This window comes from Haloferax sulfurifontis ATCC BAA-897 (genome assembly GCF_000337835.1).
Taxonomy (GTDB): Archaea; Halobacteriota; Halobacteria; order Halobacteriales; family Haloferacaceae; genus Haloferax; species Haloferax denitrificans.
The window spans coordinates 1-16330 of record NZ_AOLM01000028.1 but is presented as its reverse complement, the minus strand read 5'-3'; the positions used below and the strand labels follow the sequence as shown (position 1 = coordinate 16330).

Sequence of the window (16330 nt, the reverse complement as noted above, 5' to 3'; positions counted from 1 at the left end):
CGATACGAGTGAGACGGATATGAGCCTCGTCGTCGTTCTCGCGAGTCGGTATCGACCAAACTCCTGTCAACGAGACGTTCAAACATCCGAGACTCTCACGAACGCGTGAATATAATTCAAACGACGACTTTATGTAATTAAGTTCGTACTAACGAACGAATGCGCACCGAACCGATGCGGCCGGCACGCCGGGCACCCGCCGACATCGCGGTTAATCTCCCGTTAATGCGCCTGTTTTCGGAAGATACGTCTCCGCCACCGTCGGTGGTCCTCCCGTCGCCGACCGCCGCGACCGCCGCGACCGCCGCGACCGCCGCGGGCGATACGGACCGCCGCCACCGGGCCGCCGTCTCCGCTCGCCGCCGAACGGCCCCGAGAGAACGCTCCGACTCGATTGCGCTCCGACCCGTCTCCGCGAGCGAGGTGGGCGTTGCGTGAGCTCCGTCGACGGGGGCGACGACGTGCCGTGGGACGACGTGGGCTTCGTCATCAGCTCTCGCTACCGCGTCTCCGTGCTTGAGCGGCTCTCCGAGGGCCCGGCGACGCCGACGCAGATCGCCACCGATTCGGAGAGCGCGGTCGCCCACGTCTCGCGGGCGCTCCAGGAACTCAGAGACCGCTCGCTCGTGGAACTCCTCGTCCCGGAACAGCGCCGAAAAGGGCGGGTGTACGGCATCACCGACGACGCCGAGAACATCTGGCACGTCATCCAAACACAGCAGATGGCGTGACTGCGGTCGTCTCGCGGCCGATGAGCCGACCCGGACGACTCACTTCGTGGCGATTCGCTCGGACCCCTTGCTCAGGAGCTGGTAGGTCCGCTTGGCGAGGTTCATCCCGACGCCGGTCGACTCGACGACGTAGTACGGGACGAGCTCGCCGCCGAACTTCGATTTGTAGTTGCAGAGCCGCTCCGTGTTCGCGCCGACGAGGTCGTACTTCGTGACAGACGCGAGCGCCTCGTCTTCGACGATGTCTTCGATGATGGTCCAGTGGAGCAGGCTGTTGATGCTGACGCCGTCGTACTCCCCGCGCGCGCCGCCGAGCCAGAAGTAGCCCACCTCGGCGGAGAAGGGGACGATCATCCCGCTGAGGTACTCGCCGTCGGGGTCGCGGGCGACGTACACCCGACACCGGTCGCCGAGGTTCTCGACCAGCGACTCGACGAACTCCCACGGCATCCCGAACGGTTCGTCCTGCTCGTCGTACCGCGAGACCACGTCGTCGTAGACGACGCGAGCGCCGTCGAGCCCCTCGTCCGCGATGGTGATGTCGAGGTCGCTGGCCTGCCGAATCTCGCGGCGGAGACTGCTACTGAACTGGGCCTGTATCTCGTCGAGCGAGCGCCCGTCGAGGTCGAGCCGGTAGGTAAAGGAGGGCTTGACCGCGAAGCCGGTCCACTCGAACGGGCGGGGGTCGAGATACGCCGGCGAGCAGAGCAGGCGGACGAACGTCCGGTTCGAGCGGATGCCGAGTTCCTCGACCACGAGGTCGGCGAACTCGCGGTTCACCGACTCGTAGGCGCTCTGTTTCGGGCTGTTCGGCATCATCACCGGGCCGATGTATGGAATCGCCATCGACGGCGGCGGGGAGACGACGACCCGTCCGAGGGGGTTCCGGCGGACGAACGTCGGGAACAGCGCGACAGGCTCTTGGCCCTTGAAGACGCCGAATAGGTGCATTTCGCCGTCGAAGTGCTCGTCGATTGCGGCGAGCACTGCGGGGGTGTGGAAGACTTCGGTTCCCGACGGGGGGAGCGCGGCTCCCCACTCGTCGAGGCTCAGGGGTTCGATACGGAGTTGTGACATGTGTCGTGGTCGTGTGGTTGGGTGGTCGTCGGTCGGTGCATCGGTCGGTGCGTCGGTCGGCGCGGCGGGCGGGTCGTCATCGGTGGAGGAACCCCGAGACGAGCCGCGACGGGAAGCTCGTCCCGTTTCCCCGGGACAGCATCTCGATGCCGGGGCCGAGTCGGCTCTTGTACAGGTGCGCGATGGTTCTGACCGGGAGCGCGCCGTGTTCGATTTGGTAGAACGTGACGAGTTCGGGGTTGTACTTGCTCTTGTAGCGGTTGAGCCGGCGGTTGTTCGCGCCGACGAGGTCGTAGCGGCGCATCCCGGCGTCCATCCCGTCGCGCATGATGCGCCAGTCCAGCAGGTCGTTGACGTCGATGCCGAAGTCCCGCTGGGGGCGGACGCCGCCGAGCCAGCGGTAGAGCGTGTCCCCGTACTGGAGGACGAGAATCCCGCTCACGAACGTTCCGTCGTACCGGAAGACGTAGGGGCGGACCTGCCCCGCCGGGAGCGAGTCGTACAGGTCCATGACGAACTGCGGCGGCACGTCGAACGACATGTCCTGTTCCTCGTAGCGGTTTTCGACCAGCGTGAGAATCGAACAGATGTCGTCGCGGTCGCCCTCCTCGATTCCCGAGACGAGCTTTCGCCCGTCGCGGATGTTCCGCCGGGCGCTCCGGCTGAACGACATGAGGAGGTCCTCCTCGCCGCGGGTCAGGTCGACGTTGTAGGTGTACTTCGGCGACACGTCACAGCCGCCCCAGAGGAACGTCCGCATGTCGGTGTAGTAGTCGCCCACGCGGACGTGCGTGTAGTTGGGACCGATGTGTTCGCCTATCCACTCGGTACAGCCGTCGATGAACTGGTTGCGGCGGCGCTCGAACTTGCGGCTCTTGATGTTGCCGGCGTCGAGCATCACCGGTCCGAGATAGGGGACGCCGATGTGCGGCGGCGGCGAGAACGCCGTCTTGACCAGCCCCTTTCGAATCTCGAAGACGGGGAACAGGCCGACCGGCTCTTCGGTCTTGTAGCCGACCAGCAGGTGGAGCTTCGAGTTCGAGTACTTCGCCTGGAGCCGAAGCGCCTCGTACTGGTGAAAGAGGCTGGCCTGACTCGACCGCTCGACGTACGTGTCCCACTCGTCGCGGTCGCGGTGGTCGAACTCGGCGATTTCGATGGTCATGGGCTGGGGGCCGTCAGGTGTTCGTACTGCGTCCGTGACCCTCGACAACACGGTGCGGGGCTGGCCCGACCGTCTCGCTCGACTCGACTGCTTCCGATTCCCCGTTCAAACCGCTCGAACAGCCCGAAATCAGCTGATTCCCCGGCCGACGCGGCGGCCCCGTAAATCGACCCGCGGTCCGGTCGGGCCGCGTCGGCGTGTATCATTCGAAAAGACATTCTCGAACTACTGTGACGGGAGGACGGGGATTTGTTATGAAGCGACTAGCCGGCGTTCGCGCCGGCCTGCCCGCCGTTCAGGGAGTCTCTGCCGCCGCCCGTAGGCGCTCGATACCGTCGGCGTCGATGCCGTAGCCGTGGGTCGGTTCCCCGGCGATTCTGGTGGCGACGTACTCGGCGATGGCGTAGGCCATCCACGCCTGACACCACCGCATGAGCGTCATGCGCTTGGTGTAAAAGCGGTGTTTGCGGAAGTAGAACCGACCCTCCGACGGGACGTACATGTTCGCCAGCGCCCAGTCGATGGCGCGCTCGGCGCGGTCGTACTGCCCCGCGTAGGTGAACACGAGGATGCCCTGCGCCGTCGCGTGGATGTCACGCGGGTAGGGGTTTTCCTCGTCGAAGTTCGGCGCGCCGTCCTCGTCGAACAGCTCGCGGGCGTAGAAGTCGAGGCCGCGTTCGAGCGTCTCGTCGTACCGGCCACTGCCGACGACCTGCTCGTAGCGTTGGAAGCACTCGACGATGAAGCCGTTGTGGTGGTTGTCCATCGAGAGGTGCGAGGCGCTCGCGGGCTCGCGGTAGTACCAGCCGCCGCGGTCGGTCTGCTTCGACGCGACGAAGTCGTACACCTTCTCGGCGCGTTCGAGCAGTTCCTCGTCGCCGAAGTGGTCGTACAGCTCGACGAACAGCCGCGCCCCGATGGCCAGCGCGTTGAGCGTGTAGCTGTCCTTCGGGTGCGAGAGGTAGTAGTCCATGACCGCGCCGTCGTCCTTCGGCCGGTAGTTGAGGTCCTCGAGCATCACGTCCACGGCGGTCTTGGCGATGTCCGGGTAGTCCGGGTCGAACTCCCGGCCGGCGAGGAGCGCCTTGACGCCGTAGGACGTCGAGACGATGTTCGGCGAGTGGGGAATCCCCGACCGCGGGCCGTTGCGACCGGAGATGTGCTGGATGACGTGGCGGTGACTGCCGGCGAAGCCGCTGTAGCCCTTCGCCTGGTTCTCGACGAGCCACTCCGTCAGCGCCGCCGCGTCGTCGCGGTACGTCTCCGCCGGGCGGTCGCCGTCGAACCACTCGGCCAACTGGGCGCGGGTCCGGTTCGCCATGGCGAACAGCGTGATGCCCTTGAAGTTCCGGCGCTGTTCGACGAGGAACAGCGGGCGGACGTTGACGGGCGAGCGCTTGATGAACTCCTGGACCGCGAGGTTGAACCAGCGGTTGTCGATGGGGACCGAAAGCAAGAGTCTGCTACTCATGCCGTCGCCGTAGTCCCAGCCCTTGTAGTCGCGTTCGCGGGCGTAGTCGAGCACGTCGTCGAGCACGTCGACGTACCGTTGGAGTCGCTCCGTGTCGGCGTCGCCGTCGCGGTGATACTGCTTCGGTGATGGATTCATGATACAGAATAGCCTCTCTGAGGGGTATTGGCTGTCCGAGAGGAAGCCCGCTGGCGGCTTTGTTATGGGGCCGATACCGACCGACGACGCCGGATTCTACGGCGACGGCGAGCGACCCGCGCCGCCGGCGGTCGCGCTTTCGGTCTCCGTCTCGCTCGATTCCTCACCGGAATCGCGCTCGGCCAGGAACGTCCGGTAGTAGTCGGCGACGGGGCCGACCCACGCGCCGCGGTCGAGCGCCCGCTCGACGATGCGGCGGTAGAGCCGGCGATAGCCGGGGAACTCGTCTTCGTTGAAGTACCGCGGGTGCCACAGCACCGTCATCACGGCGTCGTTCGCCTCGGCCTCGTCCAGGAGGCGCTCGCATTCGGCCCACGCCTCGTCGAACGCCGACCCGGGGTCGGGAAGCGACACTTCCATCAGCGTCAGCGGGAAGACGACGAAGTCGTCGCCGAAGGGTCTGAACGGCCGGTAGCCGTGCTGGAAGCCGTTTTCCGAACTCGACCCGGGACTGGCGTCGTATTTTAAGCCGAGTTCGCGGTGGTAGCGCCACGTGTTCGGCCCGAGTTTGAGGTGGTGCTGGCGGCCGCCGACGACCTCGTGGCCGAGCACCGCTTCGAGTTCGCGCTTTTCGGTCCGGAGGCGGTCGAAGTCGTCGCACGACCGGAACGAGCCGTGGATGCCGACCTCCCAGCCGCCCCCGTCGAGGTCGCGGACGGCGTCGGCTATCGACGCCGAATCGAGGTCGTACCGTCCGAGGTGTTCGACCCAGTTCTTCGGTTCGAGCCAGTCCGACAGCGACCCCGTTTCGAGGAGGCTCGGCTCGTTGAGGAAGTAGAACGACGAGCGCACGCCGAGGTCGCGTTCCAGCGCCATGATGTCCTCGAACTGCCAGTAGGGGTTCTCCCGCCGGAGGAGCGTCCGGAGGTGGTAGCCCGGATTCGACTTCGCCGCGTAGTACAGCCCCTGATACGTCTTGTACGGGCGGTCCACGTCGTGGGTCAGACAGACCGCGAAGCCGGGGCCGGGTTCGCCGGACTCGCTCGGCTCTCCGGCGGTCACACGGAAGTCATCTCGCGCATCCGCATCTTCCTTCCTCTCACGCATGCTCGTACTCCGAGAGCGCGGCGACGATTCGCTCGGCGGCGCTCCCGTCGCCGTACAGCGAGGGCTTCTCCGGGAGCGGGTCGTCGTCGGCCAGCGCCGCTCGAATCGCGGTCGCGTCCGCGCCGACGAGGGTGTTCCAGCCGGCGTCGACGGTCTCGGTCCACTCGGTCTCGTCGCGGAGCGTGAGACACCGGGTGTCGAGGTAGAACGCCTCCTTCTGGACGCCGCCGGAGTCGGTGGCGACGCGCTCCGCGCCGTCGAGCAGGCGGACGAAATCGAGGTAGCCGACCGGCTCCACGAGGACGACGTTCTCGGCGTCGGCGAGCCGCGACCAGAGGCCGCTTGCTTCGAGCGCCCCCTCGGTCCGCGGGTGGACCGGGAAGACGACCGGAAGCTCCGACGACGCCAGCCCCTCCACGATGCCTTCGAGGCGGCCGCGGTCGTCGGTGTTGGCGGCGCGGTGGACCGTCGCGAGGACGTACTCGCCGTCTCGGAGGTCGAGTCCGTCGAGTATCGTCGACCGCTCGCGGGCGGCCTCGCGGACCCGGAGGACGGCGTCGTACTGCACGTCGCCGGTCACGGAGACGCCGTCGCGGATGCCCTCGGCCGCCAGCGTCTCGGCGGCAGACTCGGAGGGCGCGAAAAGCAGGTCCGAGCAGTGGTCGGTGAGCACGCGGTTGACCTCTTCGGGCATCTCCCAGTTGTGGCTCCGCAGGCCGGCCTCGACGTGCGCCAGCGCGGGGTCGCGCTTCGCGGCCACGAGCGCCGCCGCGAGCGTGGAGTTGGTGTCGCCGTAGACGAGCACCACGTCGGGGGCCTCGTCGGCGACGACGGCGTCCAGCCGGGTCATCATCTCGGCGGTCTGGGCGGCGTGGCCGCCCGAGCCGACGCCGAGGTTGTAGTCCGGTTCCGGGATGTCGAGTTCGTCGAAGAACACGCCCGACATCGACTCGTCGTAGTGCTGGCCGGTGTGGACGAGCACCTCGTCGTGGTCGCGTCTGAGCGCGTCGGAGACGGGGAACGCCTTGATGAACTGCGGGCGCGCGCCGACGACCGAGAGCACCTTGAGGCGGCTCATCGGTTCGGCCCTCCGTGCGGCGCGTCGGCCGCCACCTCGGGGCCGGCGTCGGCGTCGGCCGACGACTCGCCCCGCGGTCCGCCGCCGATTTCGTACACGCGGTGGCCGATGTCGCCGAGGGTGCCGCGGCCGTCGACGACGACGAGGTCGTCGAAGGCGGCCCAGTCGATGTCGTCGAACTCCTCGTGCGGCGTGACGACCACGGCCGCGTCGATAGCGCGGGCCGGCAGGTCGGCGAGCGAGACGGGGGTCGCACCGAACGAGGCGACCACCTCGTCGGAGAGCATCGGGTCGACCGCGAGGACGGTCGCGCCGAGTTCGTTCAGCCGGTCGATGACGCCCGCGGCGGGCGTCGCGCGCGTCTCGGCGACGCCGGGGCGGTAGGTGACGCCGAGGACGGCGACGGTCGCGCCCCGAATCTCTCGGCCCGCCGCGGCCAACTCGTCGCGGAGCTTGTCGGCGGTGAACGCCGGCATGCTGTCGTTGACCTCGCGGGCGGTCAGGAGCAGGGGCGTCTCGGCCTCGACTCGGCTCGTGATGAAGTACGGGTACCACGGGATGCAGTGGCCGCCGACGCCCGGGCCGGGCGCGTGGATGTCGCAGTACGGCTGGGTGTTGGCCGCGTCGATGGCCTCGGCCACGTCGATGCCGAGGTCGTCGCGGAGCCGCGCGAGTTCGTTGGCGAGCGCGATGTTCACGTCGCGGTAGACGCCCTCGAACAGCTTCACGGCCTCCGCGGTCGTCGCGTCGCGCACGGGAATCACCTCGTTCGAGGTTAGCTCGCCGTAGACGAGCGCCGCGACGCGGGTGCTCTCGGCGTCGACGCCGCCGACGATTTTCGGGTGCGACTCGGTGATGTCGCGGAGCGCCCGGCCCGACGAGGTCCGTTCGGGGCAGAACGCCACGCCGAACTCGCCGGCCGAGAGGCCGCTTCGGTCCGCGAGGTACGGGACCACGAGGTCTTTGCTCGTCCCCGGCGGGACGGTGCACTCGACGACGACGAGGTCGCCGGGAGCGAGTCCCTGCGCGATGCTGTCGAGGACGGCCTCGAACGCCGCGAGGTCGGGCTCGCGGTCGTCGGTCAGCGGGGTCGGGACGATGATGACGTGAATCGCCGCGGATTCGGCCGCGGCGACGCCGTCGGTGGTCGCCCGGAGCGCGCCGCGTTCGGCTTGCTCGGCGACTAGTTCGGGCAGTCCCGGTTCCTTCGCCACGTGGCACTCGCCGTCGTTGACGCCGCGGACCACGTCCTCGCTGATGTCGACGCCGGTGACGTTGCCCGTCGCGCGGGCGTAGACGGCCGCCAGCGGGAGGCCCATCTTGCCGAGGCCGTACACCGCGACGGGGACCTCGCCGGCGCGCAGGGCCCGCGTCTGTTCGTCGGGCGAGCGGTCGGAGCCGTACAGCCCGGGTCGCTCGCGGCTCATTGCCGGCCCTCCGAGGAGTCCGTGGTCTCCGCGGTCTCCGCAGCCTCCGCGTTCTCAGCGGTCTCGACGCTCCGAACCGTCGATTCGGCGTCGGCCTCGATGCGCCGGGCGAGGTCGATGGCGCGCAGGCCGTCGGCCGGCGAGACGAGGACCGGGCCGCCGTCGGTGGCGGCGTCGACGAACGCCTGTAGCTCGCGCTTCAGCGGCTCGCCGGTGGAAATCATCGGCTGTTCCATGACCACCTCGTGGCGGTAGCGGACGCCCCCGTTGTCCCGGAGGTAGTCCGGCCGCGACTGGCGGAAAATCTGGACAGACTGGTTCAGGTAGTCGACCCGGATGAGTCGGTCGCGCGCGGTGATATCGAGCGTCCGCGTCTTCTGCTGGGTGAGCCGACTCGCCGTGAGCGAGGCGATGACGCCGTTCTCGAAGGTCAACTGCGCCGTCGCGTACTGCTCGTCGGGCGTGGCGGTCGCGGCCACGCGGTCGACCTCCGCGCCCACCAGCGACAGCACCACGTCGATGTCGTGAATCATGAGGTCCATGACGACGCCGTCGCCCATCTCGCGGTTCAGCGGCGGGCCGAGCCGGTTCGCGGTGATGGCGATGGGGTCGACGCCGTCGAGGAGGTCGGGCAGGGCGCGGACGGCCGGGTTGAACCGCTCGATGTGGCCCACTTGGAGCACGACGCCGCGCTCTGCGGCGAGCGCGGCCAACTCCGCGCCCGCGTCGAGGTCGTCGACGAAGGGCTTCTCGACGAGCGCGTGGACGCCGGCGTCGATGCACTGCCGGGCGACCGACGCGTGGTAGGGCGTCGGCACCGCGACCGTCACCACGTCCACGCGGTCGAGCAGGTCCTCGATGCCGTACGCGTCGGTGCCGAAGTCGGCGGCGACCTCTGCGGCGCGGTCTACGTCCGCGTCGGCGACGCCGACCAGTTCGACGCCGCGAAGCTCCGCGTACACTCGCGCGTGGTTGGTCCCCATCGACCCGACGCCGATGACGCCTGCGCGGACCGGGCGCTCGCGGCCGCCGTCGGTGCGGAGTCCGGCGGGTTCTCGGCTCACCTCGCCACCTCCGCGTAGTTGGCGACCGCAGTCCCGACGCGCTCCACGTCGGCCTCGCTGAGTCCGGGATGGACCGGGAGCGACAGCACCCGTTCCGCGGCTTCCTCAGCGACGGGGGCCGACACCGCGAGGTGTTCGTACGCGGGTTGCTCGTGGACGGGCTTCGGGTAGTAGACGCCCGTGGCGATGCCCTTCGCGTCGAGATACGACTTGAGGGCGTCGCGCTCGATACCGTCGCATGCGACGGTGTACTGGTGGAAGACGTGAGTTCGGTCCGGCGGCGTGTAGGGCGTCGTGACCGGCGAGTCTTCGAGGTACTCGGTGAGCGCGGCGGCGTTGGCCTGTCTCGCGCGAGTGAACTCGGGGAGGCGTTCGAGCTGGACCCGGCCGATGGCCGCGGCGATGCTCGTCATGCGGAAGTTGTGGCCGACCTCGGCGTGCTCGTAGCCGGAGACGCGGCCGTGGTCCACGAACCGGGCGGCGCGCTCGGCGACGTCCGCGCGGGTGGTCGTAATCATGCCGCCCTCGCTCGTGGTCATGTTCTTCGTCGGGTAGAACGAGAAGCACGCGGCGTCGCCGAGGGAGCCGACGCGCCGCCCCTCGACGTCCGCGCCGTGGGCCTGCGCGGCGTCCTCGACGAGCAGGAAGTCGTACTCCTCGGCGAGTTCCGCGAGTCGGGTCATGTCCGCCGGGAGGCCGTAGAGATGGACCGCGATGACCGCGTCCACCCGTTCGCCGGCTCTGAGTCGCGCTTCGAGCGCGTCGGGGTCGATGTTGTACGTCCGCGGGTCGATGTCGACGAAGTCCACCTCCGCGCCCGCGAAGGCGACGGCGTTGGCCGTCGCGATGAACGTGAAGGGCGTCGTCAGGACGCGGTCGCCGGGGCCGACGCCGAGCGCGTGGAGCGCGGCGTGGAGTGCCGTCGTCCCGTTCGAGGTGGCGACGCCGTGGTCGGCCCCGCAGTAGTCGGCGAACTCCCGTTCGAAGCCCCGAACCTCGGGGCCGTCGGCTATCATGCCGCTTTCGAGGACGGCGGCAACTCGGTCCCGTTCGGCCGCGCCGAGCTGGGGCGCGGCGATGGGGATGTGGTCTGAACTCATCGTCGTATCCTGTTTTCTCCCCGCAGTTGTTCCGGAAGGTCGCGGTGGACGGCGGGGACGCCCACGGCGAGGGTCCGCGGCGGCACGTCGTTCACGACGAGCGCGCCCGCGGCGACGAACGCGCCCTCGCCGACGGTCACGCCGGGGAGGAGCGTCGCGTTCGCGCCGATTGAGGCGTGGTTCTCGATTATCGGCCCGACCAGTTCCGCGTCGGTGCGGACCGGATAGGGGTCGTTCGTCATCACCACGCCCGGCCCGACGAACACGTCGTCGCCGATGCGGGTGTTGGTGGGGATGTAGACGTTCGTCTGGATGCTCACGCGCGACCCGATGGTCGTGGTGCCGTCGACGACCGTCTCGGTCCCGAGGAGCACCTGGTCGCCGATGGTCGTGTGCTCGCGGACGAGGACGTTGTGGCCGGTGACGAAGTCGTCGCCGATGGTCACGTCGTCGTAGACGATGGTGCCGGCGCGGATTCGCGCCCGGTCGCCGATGACCGGGTCGTCGCCGTCGCCGTAGCCGATGGTGACGCCGTCGTCGACGTGGGACTCGACGCCCACCTCGGCGCTCATCTGCTTCCACCTCGCGTCGGTCGCGCTCCGTCGGCCGTCCGTGTCGACTCGGCGGTCGGCCGGGTCGACTGGAAAATTTGGAATCTCATATCATGTCGGCGGGGAGTCTGCCTGCCTTAGCGAAATTCAGTCTCGGTGAGGGCTTTGTTATGGAGTGATTGCCGCCCGGATTCCGGTCGCAGTCACTTCGTAACGCCGCGGCGGATTCCGGTCACGGACCGCTTGAGAAGCCCCACGCCGGGCGCGCCGTCGCCGAGCCAGAGCCAGACGGCGCTCCCGAGCAACGCGAGTTCGAACGCGACCAGAATCCACGCCTCGGGCCGGCGGAGGAACACGACGAAGCGCCGCAGGTAGAACCACGTCTGGGCGAAGAAGCCGCCCATCGACGACTCGCTCCCGTGGGACAGCGGCCAGAGGAACGCCCGAATCACGTCGTAGTTCCCGAAGAAAAAGCCGTTGTACAGCAGGTCCGCGGGGATGTGCGAGAGGTAGCCGAGGGCGAACGCGACCCCGACCGTCGTCGCCCCGTAGCGCCGCGCGACGGCCACGACGACTATCGAGAACGGAACCGAGACGAGAATCGAGTGCGCCATCGAGATACCGCTCGGGAGGACGCCGAACGACCACGCCAGCGGCTTGTCGACGAGGTCGGGGAACTGCGTTCCGACGAGCACCGCCAGCGCGGCCCAGCCATCGAGTTTCCGGCCGGTCACCCGCGCCCACAGCGAGACGAGGATGTAGCCGACGGCGGCGTGTTCCCACGGGAACATCAGCGGTCGCTCCCGGTCGGTCGGCTCGTCGTTGCGGTCAGTCGAGCCATCGTTGCGGTCGGTCGAGCCGCCGTCGCGTGTCGGTGGCTCGTCGCTCCGGTCGAGTGACCCCGCGTCGTCGCGTCCGTGTCGGCGGGCCGTCGTCGCGGGGTGAGTGTGGGGATAGGCGTCTGGGACATCTGGTTTGTGGGGCGCGTCGCGGTCGGTCGTGGAGGGTGAGACGTCCTCCCGCGTCGGGTGCGGATGTTCTGTCCGCGTCGGGTGCGGATGTTCTGTCCGCGTCGGGTGCGGAGGTAGGCGAAACGGCGCGCGAGCGCCCGGTCAGGGAACCCGAGTGCTCGTCCGGGTTTTGTTATGGCGACCGTAACGGCTCCGGGGCGATTTTCGCGGCCGGGAACGGGCGTCGATTCGACCGAACGAGTCGGGTAGACGCCGTATAACTACTCTCGCGGGGCGCGTGGAATCGCCAGAGAGTATGCGATACCTGTTCTTCACCAACACGCCCGCGCACGTGCACCTCTACAAGTACGCCGTCAGAGAGCTTCAGGCGATGGGCCACGACGTGCTCGTCCTCGGCCGCGACTACGGCTGTACCAAAGACCTCCTCGAATACTACGACCTCCCGCACGAGATTTACGGCTCCTGCGGGACGACCAAGTACTCGCTTTTCAAGTCGCTCCCGTTCCACTACGTCAACATCTTCCGGGCCGTGCGGCGGTTCAAGCCCGACCTCATCTTCGGGATGGGCGGCTACGCGGCCCACGCGGGGGCCGTCTCGCGGACGCCCGTGGTCCTTCTCCTCGACTCCGAGCCGACCTCGCTGGACCACGTCGTCTCCCGACCGTTCGCCAAGGCGATTCTGACGCCCCACACCTTCGGGAAGGACCTCGCGGACAACCACTACCAGTTCCGCGGGTTCAAAGAGACGGCGTATCTCCACCCCGACGTGTACGAGCCCTCGGTCGATATCCGGGCCGAACTCGGCCTCGACCCCGACGAGCAGTTCGTCGTCGTCCGGTTCAACGCGTTCGGCTCGCACCACGACGTGGGCCACGGCGGCTTTACCCCCGAGCGCCGCCGCGAACTCATCGAGATGCTGGGCGAGCGCGCGACCGTCTTCGTCCTCGACGAGAGCGAGGAGCGCCGCGACGGCGACCTCGACACCCGGCCGTTCGACTTCCACCCCGCGCTCGTCCACGACGTGCTCGCCGAGGCGAGCCTGCTCGTCGCCGACACCCAGACCATGGTGACCGAGGCGGCGCTCCTCGGGACGCCCGCCATCCGGTCGAACTCCTTCGTCGGCGACGACGACATGGGCAACTTCGTCGAACTCGAACGGCAGGGGCTCATCTCCAACCTCAAGTCGTTCGACGACGTGATGGCCCGCGCCGAGGAACTCCTCGCCGACGACGGCGCGAAGGCCCGCTGGGCCGACAAGCGCGACGCGTTCCTCGCGGACAAAGTCAACCTCACCGACGTCATCGTCCAGGTGGCGCTGAACTACGGCTCCGTCGAGAGGGTCGACTCGCTGACGCGACACACCGTGCCGGCGTAGTCGATGCCGCTCGGCACTCCCCTCTCCCCCGAAGACGGTCAATCGACCCATAACTAACCGCCGAACCGCCCAATTTTCGCGTATCGACCGGCGCGAGCGCGCGCCCGCCTCGACGCGTCCCGCGACTCGGAAGCCGCGATTCCCCGGCCCGCGATTCCCGACCACGACCCGAAAACCAACACATGAAGCCCAAGCAAACACTCCTCATCGTCGGCCCGAAAGGCACCGGCGGCATCGACCGATACATCACCGAACAGCGCCGCTACCTCGAAGACCGGATGGACGTGCGCGTCTACACGCGCTACACCGCGCCGAAGGGCGAGGGACTCGAACTCGCCGCGCGAATGCTCCTTTCGTCGCTCGTCGCAATCGCGCTGTTTCCCTTCCAGCGACGCCCGGACATCGTCCACGTCCACTCGTCGCACACCTACTCGTTCTACCGCGCGGCGTTCTTCGCCCTGTTCTCGAAGTACGTCTGGGGCGTCCCCGTCGTCTTCCACATCCACGGCTCGTCGTTCGACGACTTCCTCGCCACCGACTCGCGGGTCGTCCGCCGACTCCAGTCGCTCGTCTTCGACGCCGTCGACGACGTGGTCGTCCTCTCGGAGTACTGGCGCGGCCTCGTCTCCCGCCTCGCCGGCGAGGAGAAGGTCCACGTCATGGCCAACGCCGTCGAACCCGCGGAGTACGACCCGACGTACCCGACCGACCCCGTCCACCTCGTCTTCGTCTCGAACCTCATCGAGCGCAAGGGAATCCGCGAGTTCCTCGACGCCGTCGAGAGACTCGAATCGACGCCGGGGCTCGACTTCGAAGTGAGCATCGGCGGCCGCGGCCCCCACGCCGACCGCGCCGAGGCGGTCGCCGCCGCCCACGACAACGTCTCGTACCTCGGCTTCCTCTCCGAGGAAGACAAGCGCGACCTCCTCAGCCGCGGCACCGTGTTCGTCCTCCCGACCTACGCCGAGGGGCTTCCCATCGCCATGCTCGAAGGCATGGCCGGCGGAAACGCCATCGTGACCACGCCCGTCGGCAGTATCCCCGAGGTCATCACCGACGACCGCGGGATTCTCGTCACGCCCGGCGACGCCGAGGAACTGGCGCGGGCGCTCGCGCGACTCGTCTCCGACCCCGAGGAAGCCGTCCGCATGGGTCGGACGAACCGGGCGGCCATCGAAGAGCGCTACTCGTGGCAGTCGAACGCGGACGAGCTGGTGGCGATGTACGCCGAGGCGGCGTAGCGTCGGGGTCTGTTTCTTTCGCGTCGGTTTTTTCGCCGCTGACCGTCGACCGCCCCGATTGTTTGAGTCGCGCTCGGTTCAAGCGGACGGTAGCTCAGCTGACGCTTCAATCCCACAAGGGTTCGTCTGAAAATAGTGCTTGATTTCCTTCGGGAGTTGGTGGCCGGGCCTTCAACCCAACAAGGGTTCGTCTGAAACTATCGGACGCAGCGAACGCCACGACGAGAGTAACCAGACTTCAACCCAACAAGGGTTCGTCTGAAACTCCAGCGTGTTGATAGTGGGACGGTCACGCAACTACTTCAACCCAACAAGGGTTCGTCTGAAACCGTTCATCGGGACGATGTTCGGGCGTCCGAATTACGGACTTCAACCCAACAAGGGTTCGTCTGAAACGCCGCCGCCCGGCTTGGGGAGTCCCAAGACAGAGGCGACTTCAACCCAACAAGGGTTCGTCTGAAACCTTGATCTTGAGCTCCTCGTTTGTGTTGTCTTCCGTACTTCAACCCAACAAGGGTTCGTCTGAAACTCGGATTGGTTGAGACCGGCCGCGGCGACCCGACCGTACTTCAACCCAACAAGGGTTCGTCTGAAACTATCGCGCTCCAGTACCTCGTAGAGCGTGTTGTCCACTTCAACCCAACAAGGGTTCGTCTGAAACTTGCTCACTCCGTTACGAAGCGTTAGGTCGGATAACAACTTCAACCCAACAAGGGTTCGTCTGAAACTTGAGTTACAGAAGCGACTCGGAGTTGAGCATCAAAACTTCAACCCAACAAGGGGTTCGTCTGAAACGCCGATGACCACGCCCATAAAGCTCGTGTCGCAATGGACTTCAACCCAACAAGGGTTCGTCTGAAACCGCCCGTGACGTCGAGGAGGTCAGCGACGAGGTAGTCACTTCAACCCAACAAGGGTTCGTCTGAAACACGTGTACCGGTTCGTACCGTCGGAGACGTGGGAGACTTCAACCCAACAAGGGTTCGTCTGAAACTCGTGGTGGCTTCGCTCATGTTAGTCCTCCGTGATACTTCAACCCAACAAGGGTTCGTCTGAAACAACGCAGGTGCCGATGACGTTCGCCGCGCGGTCAGTCACTTCAACCCAACAAGGGTTCGTCTGAAACCTTCGATCTCGACGGCTTCCCAGTGGCCAGCCGCAACTTCAACCCAACAAGGGTTCGTCTGAAACTGTCGAGACCGCCACCGGCCTCGAACTGGAGATCCTACTTCAACCCAACAAGGGTTCGTCTGAAACGCGGTCGAGGTCCTCGAAGGCATCAACCTCGCTCAACTTCAACCCAACAAGGGTTCGTCTGAAACCAGCCAGACTACCACCACGGCTCCCAGCGGTGACGCACTTCAACCCAACAAGGGTTCGTCTGAAACAAGAACGTCCGGTCGTCGCTGCGAGCATCGCTCCAGACTTCAACCCAACAAGGGTTCGTCTGAAACGGTCGGCACTCTGTGTGGTCTGCGTGAGTGACATGAACTTCAACCCAACAAGGGTTCGTCTGAAACTGGCGGGTCCGAGTTCGAGACGCCGTCGCGCGAGCAACTTCAACCCAACAAGGGTTCGTCTGAAACTGCGAGCGTCACAACGTTCCCGTTCACGACACGTCACTTCAACCCAACAAGGGTTCGTCTGAAACACACGGGCGGCCTCAACGCCGAAGGCGAGCAACTCACTTCAACCCAACAAGGGTTCGTCTGAAACACACCGCTGGCGTCCTGTCGGACCTCGCGGCCGAGCGACTTCAACCCAACAAGGGTTCGTCTGAAACGAGGTCGCGGTGCTCGTCGACGGTCAGCTCCGGATCACTTCAACCCAACAA

Annotated in this window: 14 protein-coding genes and 2 CRISPR repeat arrays; of the genes, 4 read left to right on the top strand and 10 right to left on the bottom strand. The window is 66.8% G+C overall.

Annotated features, from left to right (window positions below):
* Positions 1-159: 159 nt before the first annotated feature.
* Together C441_RS19745 and C441_RS17095 are read left to right on the top strand one after the other, a co-directional pair.
* Complete coding sequence (locus C441_RS19745) at positions 160-438, top strand: hypothetical protein (protein WP_161618827.1); 279 nt, start codon at positions 160-162, stop codon at positions 436-438.
* A complete protein-coding gene (locus C441_RS17095; protein ID WP_007276215.1) occupies positions 435-731 on the top strand; it encodes a winged helix-turn-helix domain-containing protein in 297 nt (98 codons plus the stop codon). Before C441_RS19745 ends, C441_RS17095 begins: the two co-directional genes overlap by 4 nt.
* A gap of 39 nt (positions 732-770) precedes the next feature.
* On the opposite strand, the gene C441_RS17090 is transcribed toward C441_RS17095, so the two are convergent.
* The 10 genes from C441_RS17090 to C441_RS17045 all read right to left on the bottom strand — a co-directional run bounded on the left by C441_RS17090 (position 771) and on the right by C441_RS17045 (position 11700).
* The gene (locus C441_RS17090) at positions 771-1808 is read right to left on the bottom strand and encodes a lipid II:glycine glycyltransferase FemX (protein ID WP_007276214.1); all 1038 of its coding nucleotides are present in this window, start codon (positions 1806-1808) and stop codon (positions 771-773) included.
* A 76-nt stretch (positions 1809-1884) separates the two neighbouring features.
* Positions 1885-2973, bottom strand: a complete 1089-nt coding sequence (locus tag C441_RS17085) for a lipid II:glycine glycyltransferase FemX (RefSeq protein ID WP_007276213.1) — start codon at positions 2971-2973, stop codon at positions 1885-1887.
* Between the two features lie 295 nt (positions 2974-3268).
* Positions 3269-4582 (bottom strand): hypothetical protein, encoded by a 1314-nt coding sequence (locus C441_RS17080; RefSeq protein ID WP_007276212.1) that lies wholly within the window; start codon positions 4580-4582, stop codon positions 3269-3271.
* A gap of 96 nt (positions 4583-4678) precedes the next feature.
* Complete coding sequence (locus tag C441_RS17075; protein ID WP_007276211.1) at positions 4679-5644, bottom strand: polysaccharide deacetylase family protein; 966 nt, start codon at positions 5642-5644, stop codon at positions 4679-4681.
* A 37-nt stretch (positions 5645-5681) separates the two neighbouring features.
* Entirely contained in the window at positions 5682-6767 is a 1086-nt protein-coding gene (gene wecB / locus C441_RS17070; RefSeq protein ID WP_007276210.1) for a non-hydrolyzing UDP-N-acetylglucosamine 2-epimerase, read from the bottom strand.
* Positions 6764-8194 carry a nucleotide sugar dehydrogenase gene (locus C441_RS17065; protein ID WP_007276209.1) on the bottom strand — a complete coding sequence of 477 codons (1431 nt, stop codon included), beginning with the start codon at positions 8192-8194 and terminating at the stop codon, positions 6764-6766. The genes wecB and C441_RS17065 overlap by 4 nt, the downstream gene beginning before the upstream one ends.
* A complete protein-coding gene (locus C441_RS17060) occupies positions 8191-9258 on the bottom strand; it encodes a Gfo/Idh/MocA family protein (RefSeq protein ID WP_007276208.1) in 1068 nt (355 codons plus the stop codon). The genes C441_RS17065 and C441_RS17060 overlap by 4 nt, the downstream gene beginning before the upstream one ends.
* Complete coding sequence (locus C441_RS17055) at positions 9255-10358, bottom strand: DegT/DnrJ/EryC1/StrS family aminotransferase (protein WP_007276207.1); 1104 nt, start codon at positions 10356-10358, stop codon at positions 9255-9257. Before C441_RS17055 ends, C441_RS17060 begins: the two co-directional genes overlap by 4 nt.
* Positions 10355-10930: an acyltransferase gene (locus tag C441_RS17050; RefSeq protein WP_007276206.1), complete on the bottom strand. Its 576-nt coding sequence runs from the start codon at positions 10928-10930 to the stop codon at positions 10355-10357. Before C441_RS17050 ends, C441_RS17055 begins: the two co-directional genes overlap by 4 nt.
* Positions 10931-11112: 182 nt before the next feature.
* The gene (locus tag C441_RS17045) at positions 11113-11700 is read right to left on the bottom strand and encodes a metal-dependent hydrolase (RefSeq protein ID WP_004967751.1); all 588 of its coding nucleotides are present in this window, start codon (positions 11698-11700) and stop codon (positions 11113-11115) included.
* Between the two features lie 475 nt (positions 11701-12175).
* On the opposite strand from C441_RS17045, the gene C441_RS17040 reads away from it, so the two are divergent.
* Together C441_RS17040 and C441_RS17035 are read left to right on the top strand one after the other, a co-directional pair.
* The gene (locus C441_RS17040; protein WP_007276205.1) at positions 12176-13255 is read left to right on the top strand and encodes a DUF354 domain-containing protein; all 1080 of its coding nucleotides are present in this window, start codon (positions 12176-12178) and stop codon (positions 13253-13255) included.
* A gap of 182 nt (positions 13256-13437) precedes the next feature.
* Positions 13438-14496, top strand: a complete 1059-nt coding sequence (locus C441_RS17035) for a glycosyltransferase family 4 protein (RefSeq protein WP_007276204.1) — start codon at positions 13438-13440, stop codon at positions 14494-14496.
* A 103-nt stretch (positions 14497-14599) separates the two neighbouring features.
* Positions 14600-15224: a CRISPR direct-repeat array (repeat unit 30 nt; unit sequence ACTTCAACCCAACAAGGGTTCGTCTGAAAC).
* A gap of 103 nt (positions 15225-15327) precedes the next feature.
* Positions 15328-16279: a CRISPR direct-repeat array (repeat unit 30 nt; unit sequence ACTTCAACCCAACAAGGGTTCGTCTGAAAC).
* Positions 16280-16330 lie beyond the last annotated feature (51 nt).